Below are 14,455 nucleotides of genomic sequence, written 5' to 3' on the forward strand. Positions count from 1 at the left end.
TTAATTTGATATAGCTTAAATATTCGGTATAACACACTTGGATTTAAAAACTCGAGTGTATATTTTGCAAGAATTTAACAACTTTTATGCTGGAATTGCAAGTAAAACAATCTTTTTTGTTAAAAAAATGTTAAGTGAATTGAGAGTGATTCTTATTAGACTAATTTTAGTTGGTATATAAAGTAGAATCTAACTTTTAAGGTTTAAATCCCCTTAAAAAATTGTAGAATAGTTGAGCCTAATTTTAGGCTCAATAGTTCCTAATACAAATGAGAATATAGATGTTTAGCACTATAAAAAAAGAGGCAATAAAATGCCAAACCAATATCACGCCATTTAGTTTATCTACAATTCAAGACGATTTAATCAATGAAGTACCTGTTGCACTTGTTTATAACGGTATTTCTCACGCGGTAATGATGACAACACCGCAAGATTTGGAAGATTTTGCATTAGGCTTCTCATTGGCAGAAGGTATTTTAACCGATAAAAAAGAATTGTACGGATTGGATGTGATTGAGCAATGTAATGGCATTGAAGTACAAATGGAGATTGCTACCCGCCAATTTGTTGCACTAAAAGAAAAACGTCGTTCAATGACTGGTAGAACTGGTTGTGGTATTTGTGGAGTAGAGCAGTTAGAGCAAGTCAGTCAAAGTTGTCAATTTTTACAAAAAAATAACCGCCTGCAAGCGGTTAACCCACAGGTATTTGATGATTGCTTGCAACAACTTGAGCAAGCCCAACAACTGGCACAGCAAACAGGTGCAAGCCATGCGGCGACATTTTTTCTCCACAAGGCGAATTACTCGCCATTCGAGAAGATGTCGGCAGACACGTTGCACTAGATAAACTGATCGGTTGGTATGCGAAAGCAGGAGAACCGCTTGGTTTTGTATTTGTGACTAGCCGTGCCAGTTTTGAAATGGTACAGAAATGTTTGGCGGTCGGTATCGAAATGTTATGTGCAATTTCAGCAACAACAGCTTTAGCGGTTCAAATTGCTCAAGAAAATGATTTTACGTTGAGTGCATTTACTCGTAAAGGTAAAGCAACAATCTATTCCGGTCAAAAACGCTTGTGGTTGGAGAATGAATAGTATGGAGATTGCTCTATTATTAGCCGAGAAAATTACCCAGTTAACTATTATTGTATTACTCGGTTATTTATTGGTGAAGCTGAAATTGCTGACTTCGGAACAAAGCTACCCAATTTCGGTTATCGGGCTTTATATTATTAGTCCATCAGTATTGATCTCCGCTTTTCAAATTGAATATTCGGATGCGATTCTACATGGTTTATATCTGTCCTTTGGTTTAGCAATTCTGTTAAGTGGGTTACTCATTTTAATTAGTAAAATTTTAAAACCGATTTTTAAATTAGATAACCTAGAATATGCTACTGCGATCTATTCTAATTCAGGGAATTTGATTATTCCGTTAGTCGCTTCGTTGTTTGGCAATGAATGGGTCATTTATACGACCGGTTTTATGGTCGTACAAAATTTCTTGTTTTGGTCACATTTGCGAATGTTATTGTGCGGTAGAGGTAATGTATCCTTGAAAAAGATATTTACCAATATCAATATTATTGCCATTTTTATCGGTATGTTATTGTTTCTGTTACAAATTAAGTTACCGAGTGTGATTGCGGGAACATTAGCTTGGCTCGGCGATATGATTGGACCGATGGCGATGTTAGTCGCAGGAATGTTAATTGCTTCGATTCCACTAAAAGAAATTATGACGGATAAACGCATTTATTTGGTCGCTTTTTTACGTTTGATTTTTATTCCGCTAATTATATTAGTGATGATCAAAACATTCGATTTTGGTAGCCTCGTAGCAGAACATGGTGCAACCATTGTGATGATTAGTTTTTTAGCAACGATCAGTCCTTCGGCGACAACCGTAACGCAAATGGCGGTGGTATATAAACAAGACGCAAGAAAAGCCAGTGCGATTTATGGCGTAACCACTTTACTTTGCGTATTCACTATGCCGCTGATTATTGCCCTATACCAATGGCTATAAGCGAAAGCAAGCGGTTTGTTTTGTAAGGTATGTTGATATTGTATATCGTTATACGACGATGAATATTAAATCTAGTAGTCTTGTTTATAAATTAGTCTTTTTAATTATTAATGTGATGAAGTTCACATTATTAGCATAATAAAAAAGGGAAAAACGTTTTCCCATATTTTTTCTTTTTCTACCTCTTTATAGTCGAATCTCCATATCAATCTTAGGAGGTTATTATGCTTTCAATTATTGCTTTGTTTATAGTATTTGCAACTGGGTATTTCATTATTAAGAAATATAATACACAGGCTATTCTTTTATTTTCAGGTTTATTAATGATTTGTATCGGTATTATTGGAGAGAGTTCGCAATTTTTACCGAAAGGAACGCTATCTTCAGGAGTCGCAGTCATTGATTTATTTCTAGTCATTAAAGCTCTTAGTGCGAAATCTGTAGCAGAAATTGGTTTAATTATTATGGCTACAGGAGGATTTGCCAAATATATGGGGCATATTGGAGTCGCGAATGCATTAGTGAAAGTTGCGATAAAACCCTTATCTTACATAAGAAATCCTTATATTTTATTAGGTTTAACCTATATTGTTGGACAAGTTCTAAATGTTTTTATTCCAAGTGCAGTTGGCTTAGCTATGTTGCTATTAATTGCTCTTTACCCTGTTTTAGTTTCGATAGGGTGTACACCAGCTTCTGTTGCCGCAGTATTAGCAACAAGTGCTTGTTTAGATTTAGGACCTGCTTCGGGTGCATCTAATAAAGTCGCTGAAATCATTGGTATAGATCTTGCTAGCTATTTTATTGATCATCAACTAATGGTGGGAATTATTACTGCAATAGTAATCGCTATATTGCATATGGTTACACAGAAGTTTTTTGATAGAAGAGACCAATTAAATGGTGTTGAATATAAATTAGACATAAATAAAGAGGAACAACGAGCCATACCAATATATTTCGCTATTTTGCCTATCTTACCTCTTGCCCTATTACTCACTTTTAGTAAATTCTTGGTTACATCCATCAAAATAGATGTTGTGACAGCAATGTTTTTGTCTCTTGCTGTAGCAATGTTATTTGACTTTATTTACTCTAGAGATGGTAAGAAAGTCGTCGCTTCATTAAAAGTTTATTTACAAGGTATGGGAGATGTATTTGCTAGTGTTGTGTCTCTGATTATTGCAAGACAAGTATTTGTTGTTGGTTTAGAAACTATAGGATTTATCGATGGGCTAATGCATTTATCGGAACATTTTGGATTAAATTCATCGATGATGATCGTATTACTTGTTTCTATTATTGGTATTGTAACTTTATTATCTGGTTCGGGTAATGCAGCTTTCTTTAGCCTTGGAAGCCTGGCACCTACAGCGACCACTAATTTAGGTATTTCTACGGCTACATTAGCAATGCCAATGCAACTATCAGCGGGTATTTTCCGATCTTTCTCACCAGTGTCGGGTGTAGTACTAGCTTGTGCTGGCGTTGCCAATATCTCTCCGATTGAATTAGTAAAACGCACTACGATTCCAATGGTAGGCGGTTTATTGGCAACCATTATTTCATCAATTATTTTAGGTTAAGGAGAAGAATATGAATATCCATTCTGCGATTTCCGTTTTTGATACATATATGTATTCTCCACTCTTTACTCAAACTGAAATGAAGAAAATTTGGTCGGAAGAGTACCAAATAAAATGTTGGTTACAATTTGAAAAAACTGTTGCTAAGGTACAAGCAAAATTAGGAATCATTCCGTATGAAGCTGTGCCGGCAATTCAACTTGCTTGTGATAACTTAATAATTGATTGGTTACGTCTCTCGGAAGAAACGCAAGTCGTTGGGATGCCGATTAAGCCAATTATCGATCAAATTACTGATAATGGAGATGAACTAGTAAAAAAATATTTACATTGGGGATGTACTACACAGGATTTGTTGGATAGTTCTTTAGCTATACGGTTACGGGAAAGCTTGATTCTCATTCGAAATCAATTAATTAATTTAGGAGAACAATTAGAAGATTCTATACTGAAACATCAGCATACTGTTATGGTTGCCAGAACAAATGCTATAGATGCTTCCGCAACTACTTGGGGATTACAAGTAAGTTCTTATTTAAATGAAATCTGTAGACATATCATTCGCCTAGATCAACTCTATCCAAGAGTTATTGTAGGTATGTACGGTGGGGCTGTTGGCAATTTGGCTTCGGTCGGAGATTTAGGGATGGAAGTCAGAAACCAGTTGTGTATAGAGTTAGGATTAGCTGTTCCAAAAGGTTTAAATAATGCTAGTCAGGATCAAAATGTTGAAGTAATACAGTTTTTCGCTCTTATTCATGGTACGTTATGTCGTATAGCAAATGATATTGAAATAATGTGTAGAACACCTATTTATGAAGCTTCTGAGGGACAGAAAGGTGGAGGTTCAAGCACGATGCCACACAAAACTAATCCGCGTGATTGTAATATGTTACAAACTCTTTCACGTATGGGATGGATGTATGCTTCGGGAGCCCCAAATATGTTAGATCAGCAAGACGTGCGCTCAGCTTCAATGCGTATGTTAAGTTGGAATATGATGCCGGAAGCCTGTTTAGCTATATCAACTGCGTTATGTCGAGCAGAACAACTATTTAAAAATTTAATTATCAATACTGACCGAATGAGAGAAAATTTTAATGCCTCTTATTATTTTATTATGTCAGAATCAGTTATGATGACATTAGCTGATAAAATAGGACGTCAATCTGCTTATAAATTAATGCAAAAAGTCTTATCTGGTAATAATAAACTTCAATCAATGATGGATTTATTGTTATGTAACCAAGAGATCAATAAAGTTTTAAGTGCAGATGAAATAATGAGTGCTTGTGAGCCTATGAATTATTTAGGTTGTAATGATCAATTAATTCAAGAAAGCCTAGTTAGTTTTAATCAGCTTAAGAAGTAATACTAGAGTCCACTTTATACAAAGTGTAAAGAGAAGATAATGAGAAAAATTAATGCACTAACATTGCAAGATTATCATGAACTAGCAGAGAAACTAGATAAATTGACCGATGCTGAATTACGTTTAACTCATTATCTTCAATCACATTTTAGTGAATTGATGTATTGTAGTATTACTGACATCGCAATAAATGCAAATGTAAGTAAAGCGACTATTGGTCGTTATTTGAATAAATTGGGATTTACCGGTTATTCCTCTTTTAAAAAGAGCATAGAATTAGGACTAAAACCTAATCAATTACGTGCACCTATAACAATTCATCATCAAAAAGAGGCTAGTGAGTTTTTTAGCACGGAAAATTTGGCGAAAAAATTCAGTTGTAATATTCAGCAATTATTAACAACTTTTCTTGTTCAATTAAACTTGAATGATCTGGATATGTTAATTCACCTGCTGACTAATAAAAATAAGCGGATATTTGTCGTTGGTCCATCTTCTTCATTTGCCATGGCAAAACATTTTTCGACTTTGATAAAATATTTTCGTGATGATGTGGTATGTCTTTCACTTGATACTAGTGAATTACCAAAAGAGATGTTACATGTAAATGAGAATGATGCCCTTATTATTTTCTCTTATTACCGTTTTAATAATGTAGCGATAGAAATTGGGAAATGGTTTAAACGGAAAAATGCAACAATTGTATTAGTGACTAATTCACACTCCAATCCTTATGGAAAATTTACTGATATTCAATTTGTTTTACCTAGTGATGCCAATGCAATTTTTCAAAGTAGAATTATAGGATTTTATTTTGTAGAACTCGTGCTACACCTATGTTATGAAAAGTCGGAAGGCGAAGGAAACTTTCAAGCATTAGAAGAATTGTTCCAGTATTTTCATACTTTTTCAGGAAGTAACTAATATATTAAGTTTTTTTAATTCTTAAAAATGTTAGTAACAAAATACTATATTAAATGGTAGCGATGGATAGCCATTTTATGGAAAATATGCAAGCAAGCGAATATATGAGAAAAGAGTTGTTAAAGATTATTTAGTATAACTTTAACGACTCTTTTTATTTCAAACGTTATTTATGCTTAGATTAGAAAATATTTTCCTAAAACAGACCGCTTGTTTATGGCTTTTCAGTTGTTACTGACCTAAGTCGCCGGTGCCGAACATAATGGCGAATAGTGCCATTTGCAATTCCGCTTCCGAAACCTCTCTCCCGTTGAGCATCACTTTGCCGTTTTCAATTGCTAATGCCATTTTAATCTTTTCAGCATCTACGCTAGCTAATCCTGAGCTTTGAGCATAATGAGTCAATTCTTGTACAAGTGCTTTCGCATTTTCTTCCGCTGTTCCGGCTTGATGCTCCGGATAAAGCGTTAACCACTGTTTAGCCACTTCTTCACTTGCGCCTAAGTTTAGATTAACGTTTAGATTTGACGGTTTAAAGATTTTAAGCGTATCTTGGATAGATTCCGCTTGCGACATCTGTAACATATCAAATTTATCTAAATCCAGATTGAGTGAAAGCGTATTTTTCCCTTTCGCATTTTCAAGCGAAAATTCATTGATTTTTAATTTTGGCGATTGAGTCACTAATGCCATAACAATCGCTTGAATCTGTTGCTGAACTTCAGGTGATTCGCTTTCCAATTTATCTGAAAGTACCCTCAAATCGTTAAATGCTTTTGCATCAACCTCCATTGAAATATCCGTTTGGATCTTACCTAAGTCAGCGGTTTTATTGTTCTCAGCTAGATCCGCTTTTACCGAAAAATTACCAGAACTTAACAGTCGCCCATTCTCAATTTTACTGTTACCTTTAGAGATAAACTCATTGAGATTGACTGTTTGATTATTCTCGGCAAAGAGTGCTAGCTTTTTAAATGAAAGGTGATAGTCACCAATGCCTTGTAAGGTTGGATATTGCTTATCTTTGACATAATTCGCATCGTAATTTAAGTCAGTAATTTCAATTTTTTCGTGGTTTTGTTCAGGGTTAGCATCGGCATTTTTGAATCTAATTAAATCCGCAGTGAATTTCTGTTTGCCGAAACCACTATAATCACCTTCAAAGTGAATTTTTGAGGTTTCAACCTTATCCGTTTTGACCGGATTCAGTGTTGCATTCCCTGCAACCTCACCGGAATAGTTTACATCGGTTACGGCTGTGAGTACGTCATTATTGGCAAAATAGGTTTTAATTTTTTCATCAACTGCCGAAATATGCGTTTCTCCACTTAATAACATCGGCATCAAATTGCCTTTCATTAAGCGATTAAGCGGAATTGGACCATGATAAACTTTGTCATTGCCTTTAAAGGTTAACGTTGCATCACTTTCTTTAATATTAACTTGATATTGAACCTCTGAACTGAAAATCCCTTTAGTCAATTTCACATCACTAATATTGGCATCAATGCTATAAATATTAAGTGATTTTAAATGATGATTAGCTTGTTCAAGTAGCTGTGGATAGCGTTGTTCAATTTGGTTGCCCGTATACCACGCACCACCGGTTGTCATTGCGGCTAAAGCAACAATAATAGAAACTGCAACGGTTGATTTTTTCATTAGTTAATCCTTAAGTAGTGAAAGAAATAATGTATAGATTCTAATAAAAAAACAGGTCTTTGTAAAAGACTAGTTTTTTAGTCAACTATTTTAGTTTTCAGCTTGTTGTATCAACCATTCGCAAGGTTCAAATCGCTTACCGAATTGCTTACGATGAAGCTGTAATTGACGTACAATTTCTTTTGCACCGATTTTCTCTATATAAGCATAGATACCACCACGGAATGCTGGAAATCCCGTACCGAGTACAGAAGCAACATTCCCTTCATCCGTAGATGAAATAACGTTATCTTGCAAGCACCAAGTCGCTTCATTAATCATTCGCAAAACACAACGGCGTGCAATTTGTTCAGATTCCAAATCATTACGAGCAATGGTTTCCATCACGTGGTAAATACTTTTATCTTCCTGTAAGCGTTCGCCGAAACGGTCATACATATAAAATCCCCGTTTATTTTTACAGCCTTTGCGTTCGTTTCTGACTAATAGATCAACGCTATCCGGTAAATTAAATCGGGAGCCTAATTCACGGACTAATGCTGGATTAGATTTAACCAATACGTCCAGCCCCATTTCATCGATCATCGCCAGAGGGCCTAACTTAAAGCCAAATTCTTGTAACGAGCGGTCGATAAATTCAATTGATTCACCGTCAATTAAACATTGAATTGCTTCAAGTAATAATGGCGTCAAGATTCGATTAATGAAAAAACCTTGTTTATCTGCAACTAAGAACGGTACTTTTCCTTGCTGAATAGCAAAATGAATCGCTGTTGCAATCGTATGTTCGCTGGTTGTGGTATGCGGTATAATTTCCACTATTTTTTGTTTAGTCACCGGACTAAAGTAATGTAGGCCAATGACATTTTCCGGACGTAGCGCATGAGTAGCAATATCTTTAATAGCTAAGGTCGAGGTATTTGTCGCAAAAATGGTATGTTTACTATAATAATTTTCACTCTCTAATAACATTCGTTGCTTAAGTGCGAGATCCTCATATACTGCTTCAATTACGAAATCAGTTGATTTGGCCGCCACTAAACGTTCGCCACCAGTAATGAGATTCATTCTTTGGAGCATTTCGCCGTGATTTAATTGATTGTTATCTACGGCTTTTTGCATTAATTCAAAGCTGGTCCGTAATGCTTTACGAATTTCAGAGGGATGAATGTCCTTAATACGCACCGGAACTTTAGCATTATTGGCGGTTAAATAAGCAATACTGGCTCCCATATAACCTGAACCTAAAATACTTACTTGAGTGATATCGCGAACGTTACCACGAATACGATATTTATCTTTCATTGCTCGTTCGGTTTTCTTTAATTCAATTAATACTTTTGAGCTTTCCGTATTAAATAATTCCACAAAGGCTTGCTGTTCAAGAATTAAACCTTGTTTAAAATGCGGCTCTTTAAGTAATTCGATCAATTTAGCGACCGCAGGGTAGTTACCGAATGTGTCAAGCCAAATTAAGTTTTCGGTACGATCTAAAAACTTGTTACGGAATAATTTGTTGCCCTCTAATTGTTTACGCCACTTTTTGAAGAGGGTAAGCGGTCGTTTATGATCGGTTTTTTGTATTTTACCGCTATGTAATAATTGGTAAGCCGTTGCCAGTAATTTTGTATTAGGCACTAGTTGATCCACTAATCCTAAAGATTTTGCGGCTGTCGCATCAATTTTTTTACCGGATAACAATAAAGGTGTCGCATTTTGTAAACCAATCAAACGAGGTAAACGTTGCGTTCCTCCGGCAAAGGGTAAAAGCCCTGAGCGGACTTGTGGCATTGCAAATTGAGTATGTGGCTCATCGCTGGCAATTCGATAATCGCAGGCTAAAGCAAGTTCTAAACCGACACTAAAGCAATTACCATCAATCGCCGCAATAATCGGTAATTTAAGCGTATTGAGTTCTCGCATGATAGCTTGAGCATTTTGTGAAAAGGCGAATAACTGTTCATCCGTTTTTTGTTTGAGAATACTGGGTTTTAAGCCTTGGATAAAATTATTCTGACGAGCGGAAATCAGAATTGCACCTTGAGCTTGTTGGTAAATAAGCGTACCGATTACATCACGTAATTGCTCTGCAAAGTTTTCGGTTAACCAGTTGGCATCATTATCAGCGGAATGGATACGAATGATGGCAATTCGATTATCATCCACTTCCACCTGAAACATTGGCGGTTGAATTAATTGTTCTGTCATAATCTATCCTTATTCGCTTTCTAGTACCATTGTCGCCCCTAATCCACCTAAACCGCTTGAGGCAACTAATGAAATACCGCCGCCTTTACGTTTAAGTGCATAGAGTGATTGAATAACCGTACGTAGGCTGGTTACTGCACGAGGATTACCAAAAGCAATAGAACCGCCCAAATGATTGAATTTGTCCATATCAATTTTACCTAAACAAGCGGTACGATTTAGCTGATTTTTAGCAAAGTCATTTGATTCAAATAAACGGATATTCGCCAAGATTTGGCTAGCGGATGATTCGTGAATATCAATATAATCCATATCTTGTAAACTTAATTCTGCTCGATCTAAAGCCTGTGAGCTGGCAATTGTCGCACCGGCAAACATATCTTGCCAAATATCATTACCGGTAATCGCATAGCTACGAATATAGCCTAAAGGCGTTAAGCTGAGTGCTTTTGCTTTCGACTCATTCATCAGTAATACGGTCAGCTGCTCCGTCCATCGGTTGTGGCATATTAGCTTCAGTGACTGTGGCATATTCTTTATTCACAATTGGTGAGAATCGTTGATAATAGCTTTCTCTAGTCGCGCGGAAATTAAGGTATCTGATACCACAAAATCTTTATAAGGACGAGGAAATGACGGCATCACTTCTTCTTTTAACAGTCCAATTTTCCACGCATCGGACGCTCTTTGATTGGAAAGACGAGCATATTCGTCTTGTTCTGCACGGCTAATATTATAATCTTGTGCCATCTGTTCCGACACTTCGGCTACTGACATTTGGGTAGTAAAATCTCTTAAATTCACACCGTGAGGTTTCAGATCTTTCCACGAAAAATGACGAAAACGGCGGTATTTTTCCTCAAGCGATCCTGTGGCAAAAATAGATTTCAAATTATAAATCACGCGAGGGCTAAGGCTTAACGGTGCATTTGAAATGGAATCCGCACCACCGGCAATGCCGGCATTAATTGAGCCGCTGACAATACTGCCAGCAACATTGGCAATCGCTTGCAAGCCGGATAAACACGAACTACTGATACTATAAGACTGTAATTTAGGTATATTCAGTGCCAAGGCGATTTCTCTTGCTGGATTAGGAATATCGGGCTGTTGAATAACTTGTCCGAAAACAAGCTGTTCGATTTCATTGTGTTCAATTGCCGTACGGCTGAGTAATTCATTGGTTACAATTGTGCCAAGACTAGTCGCATAAGCGTCTTTAAACCCAGTATCTTTACGAGCAAAAGGGGTTCTCAGTCCGGATACAATTGCAACACGCTCACCTTTTGTGGTCAGTAAGTGCTGATTCGGCATTATTTATCCTTATCGGGAGGGGATTAGAATTGTAAAGGCGATATTGTAACACCGTTAGTTTGAAAATAAATAACGGATATGTAACGCTAAAGAGGGAATTAATAAGAGAGGAAGGGGATGGATAAACACAAGCGGTCGCATTAACACTTTTCTTTGCAACAAAATAGGGAAATTTGACCGCTTTCTGAGGATAGAACTATTCGGTTTTATCTTTAAATTCACATAAATCTTCGATAATACAAGACCCACAACGAGGTTTTCGGGCTATACAGGTATAACGTCCGTGTAGAATTAGCCAATGGTGAACATCGACTTTAAATTCTGGCGGTACGACTTTGAGCAGTTTTTCTTCCACTTTGACCACATCTTTTCCCGGTGCAAATCCAGTACGGTTTGATACACGGAAAATATGCGTATCCACCGCAATGGTCGGATGACCGAATGCTGTATTCAGCACAACGTTTGCCGTTTTTCGCCCAACGCCGGCAAGTGCTTCTAAGGTCGCTCGATTTTCTGGCACTTCACCGTTATGTTTTTCAATCAGATCTCGGCAAGTTTTAATAATATTTTCCGCTTTACTGTTAAATAACCCAATGGTTTTAATATACTCTTTTAAACCATTCACGCCTAAATCTAAAATAGCTTGCGGTGTATTGGCAATTGGAAATAGTTTATCCGTTGCTTTATTGACCCCTTTATCGGTTGCTTGAGCGGAAAGAATTACCGCAATCAATAACTCAAACGGATTACTGTAATTCAATTCGGTAGTTGGATGGGGATTTTCATTACGTAAACGGGTTAATATTTCAATTCGTTTTGCTTGATTCATTTAGATTCCTAGAAAAGATAAAAATCCTTGTTCATATAACATTTTGACAACCATTAAAAATGACATCGTCACGAGCATTGGGCGAATCAATTTCTTACCTTTGGTCACCACCATTCTTGCACCTAAAGTACCACCGATAAATTGACCAATCATCATAATAAACCCAATTTTCCATAAAACTGCACCACCTAATATAAAAAAGATAAGTGCGGCAAAGTTAGAAGTAAAGTTTAACACTTTGGCGTGGGCGACTGCTTTCGGTAAATTAAAGCCAAGTAATAAGATAAATGCTAGTGTAAAAAACGAACCGGTGGCTGGTCCGAACATTCCGTCATAAAAACCGATGCCGGCGGCACTAAAAGCAAATAGCGGGAAGCTGATGCGTTGTTTTCTATCTTCATCACCGACATTCGGGCTAAATAAAAAATAAATACCGATAATTAACACTAAAAATGGTAATAACATTTTTAATGAATTGACATCAATCATTTGTATGAAGATTGTACCGCAAGCCGCACCGATAAAGGTCAATAGAATCAATAGGGAAATTTGTCTGAGATTAACTGCTTTTTGGCGAATAAAATATAATGATGCAGAAAATGAACCGCCACAGGCTTGTAATTTATTTGTGCCAAGTGCCATCGTCGGCGGTATACCGGCTGAAAGTAAAGCTGGAATAGTCAGTAAACCGCCACCACCGGCAATCGCATCAATAAAGCCGGCAACCGTTGCAATGCCGAATAACATAGCTAAAACATCAAACGAAAGTTCCATAAAAATCCTTTTATTTTAATAAATAACCATTTCATCGATATGCACCGCAACTGAACCAAATTCATAACCAAGCAAGGATTCAATCTCTGCGGATTTTTTTCCTTTAATCCGAATTAACGCATCGCTGTTATAACGAGCGAGTCCTAATGCGAGTGCTTTACCTTCTTGGTTAAAAATTTTAACCACTTCGCCACGGCTAAATACGCCATTAATTTCAGAAACACCGACAGGTAGTAATGATTTATGTTGTAACAATGCGGCTTCCGCGCCTTTATCTACCACAAGTGAACCGACTTGCGGTGCGGCGAATAACCATTGTTTACGTCCCTCCAAGCGGTCGGATTGTACTAAAAATTTACTACCAATCGCTTCACCGTTGGCTAGCTCCACTAATACATTTTCACGAGAACCGGAGGCGATGATTGTTTCAACGCCCGAACGTGTCGCAATATCGGTCGCAGTAATTTTGGTACTCATACCACCGGTACCAAGACCGGTTACGCTACCACCGGCCATTTGGCGAATTTCAGGGGTAATTTTTTCGACCACGGAAAGTAATTTTGCTTGTGGATTTGAACGGGGATCTGCATCAAATAAGCCCTCTTGATCCGTGAGTAAATAAAGCTGATCCGCATGAGCTAAAATGGCAACAAGTGCAGAAAGATTGTCATTATCGCCAACTTTAAATTCTTCGGTGGCTACTGTGTCATTTTCATTGATTACAGGAATAATTTTTTGTTCCAATAACGCATTAAGCGTATCTCTCGCATTTAAAAAACGCTCACGATCATCAATATCAGCACGAGTTAATAAAATTTGCCCGATATGAATCCCATAAATATCAAATAAATTTTCCCAAGTACGGATTAATTGGCTTTGTCCTACAGCGACAAGCATTTGTTTATAAGCTAGCGTTTTGGGTAATTCGGGATGACCTAAATAATCTCTACCGGTCGCAGTACCTCCGGATGTCACGACAATCACGCGATGATGTTGATGCAGTTGGGCGATTTGTTTGACTAATTCCAGCATATAAGGGCGACTTAAACTTTTTCCGCCGTGAGTCAGTGTGCTAGTTCCAAATTTAATTACAATTGTTTTTTGCATAGTCTTATCCCGATAAAAATTTAGCACAAAAGTATCACTTTTATCTGTTAAAATCACGCCTATTTTATTAAAAGGGAAGAAAAAATGAAGATAAGTTTAATTGTTGCTAGAACCTTAAATCACGTTATCGGCAAAGATAACCAAATGCCGTGGAGTTTACCGGTAGATTTAGCTTGGTTTCGCCAAAATACGTTAGGTAAGCCGGTCATTATGGGACGTAAAACCTATGAATCTATCGGGCGACTTTTACCGAAACGCCCAAATATTATTTTGAGTCGTTCCGGATTCTGTGTAGAAGGTGCTTATATGGCGGAAAATTTTACACAAGCGATTGAATTAGCCAAAACTTTTGCAAATACGGATGAAATTATGGTAATCGGCGGCGGAGAATTATTTAAGCAGACTATACCTGAAGCAAGCAAACTTTACTTAACAGAGATTCAAGCGGAAATAGAGGGCGATACTACCTTTGAATTTGATGAATCAAATTGGCGATTATCGGTAGAAAGATGGTCGGAAATTGATGAGCAAAACGCATATCGTTGCCATTTTATGATCTTAGAAAGGGTATGATTGTTCATTTTATAAGCTATTAATCGATCTTTACAAAACGCAAACCTTTGCATTTTTAGACCTTAAACACAAA

Annotated in this window: 10 protein-coding genes and 2 pseudogenes; 6 read left to right on the top strand and 6 right to left on the bottom strand. The window is 36.9% G+C overall.

Going from position 1 to position 14,455, the window contains the following annotated elements; genetic code table 11:
- Positions 1–281 precede the first annotated feature (281 nt).
- From fdhD to NYR89_RS02650, 5 genes and pseudogenes are all read left to right on the top strand, one after another.
- Positions 282–1,099, top strand: a pseudogene (gene fdhD, locus NYR89_RS02630) (formate dehydrogenase accessory sulfurtransferase FdhD).
- A 1-nt stretch (position 1,100) separates the two neighbouring features.
- Entirely contained in the window at positions 1,101–2,033 is a 933-nt protein-coding gene (locus tag NYR89_RS02635) for an AEC family transporter (protein ID WP_279446220.1), read from the top strand.
- A gap of 224 nt (positions 2,034–2,257) precedes the next feature.
- The gene (gene dcuC, locus NYR89_RS02640; protein ID WP_279446221.1) at positions 2,258–3,619 is read left to right on the top strand and encodes a C4-dicarboxylate transporter DcuC; all 1,362 of its coding nucleotides are present in this window, start codon (positions 2,258–2,260) and stop codon (positions 3,617–3,619) included.
- A gap of 10 nt (positions 3,620–3,629) precedes the next feature.
- A complete protein-coding gene (locus NYR89_RS02645; protein WP_197718029.1) occupies positions 3,630–4,991 on the top strand; it encodes a class-II fumarase/aspartase family protein in 1,362 nt (453 codons plus the stop codon).
- A 39-nt stretch (positions 4,992–5,030) separates the two neighbouring features.
- The gene (locus NYR89_RS02650; RefSeq protein ID WP_115589798.1) at positions 5,031–5,915 is read left to right on the top strand and encodes a MurR/RpiR family transcriptional regulator; all 885 of its coding nucleotides are present in this window, start codon (positions 5,031–5,033) and stop codon (positions 5,913–5,915) included.
- A 231-nt stretch (positions 5,916–6,146) separates the two neighbouring features.
- On the opposite strand, the gene NYR89_RS02655 is transcribed toward NYR89_RS02650, so the two are convergent.
- The 6 genes and pseudogenes from NYR89_RS02655 to proB form a co-directional block, all read right to left on the bottom strand.
- The gene (locus NYR89_RS02655) at positions 6,147–7,577 is read right to left on the bottom strand and encodes a YdgA family protein (protein ID WP_279446224.1); all 1,431 of its coding nucleotides are present in this window, start codon (positions 7,575–7,577) and stop codon (positions 6,147–6,149) included.
- 90 nt (positions 7,578–7,667) lie between these two features.
- Entirely contained in the window at positions 7,668–9,785 is a 2,118-nt protein-coding gene (locus NYR89_RS02660; protein WP_279446225.1) for a 3-hydroxyacyl-CoA dehydrogenase NAD-binding domain-containing protein, read from the bottom strand.
- 9 nt (positions 9,786–9,794) lie between these two features.
- Positions 9,795–11,099: pseudogene (locus NYR89_RS02665) on the bottom strand (acetyl-CoA C-acyltransferase).
- 196 nt (positions 11,100–11,295) lie between these two features.
- Positions 11,296–11,928, bottom strand: a complete 633-nt coding sequence (nth, locus tag NYR89_RS02670; RefSeq protein ID WP_279446226.1) for an endonuclease III — start codon at positions 11,926–11,928, stop codon at positions 11,296–11,298.
- Positions 11,929–12,702, bottom strand: a complete 774-nt coding sequence (locus NYR89_RS02675) for a TSUP family transporter (protein ID WP_279446227.1) — start codon at positions 12,700–12,702, stop codon at positions 11,929–11,931. It lies immediately after the preceding gene.
- 15 nt (positions 12,703–12,717) lie between these two features.
- A complete protein-coding gene (gene proB, locus NYR89_RS02680; RefSeq protein ID WP_279446228.1) occupies positions 12,718–13,809 on the bottom strand; it encodes a glutamate 5-kinase in 1,092 nt (363 codons plus the stop codon).
- 84 nt (positions 13,810–13,893) lie between these two features.
- Here proB and folA point away from each other — a divergent pair, with 84 nt between their 5' ends.
- The gene (gene folA / locus NYR89_RS02685; protein ID WP_279446229.1) at positions 13,894–14,382 is read left to right on the top strand and encodes a type 3 dihydrofolate reductase; all 489 of its coding nucleotides are present in this window, start codon (positions 13,894–13,896) and stop codon (positions 14,380–14,382) included.
- Positions 14,383–14,455: the final 73 nt, after the last annotated feature.

The sequence above is a fragment of the Actinobacillus arthritidis genome (assembly GCF_029774155.1).
In the GTDB taxonomy this organism is placed as follows: Bacteria; Pseudomonadota; Gammaproteobacteria; order Enterobacterales; family Pasteurellaceae; genus Actinobacillus; species Actinobacillus arthritidis.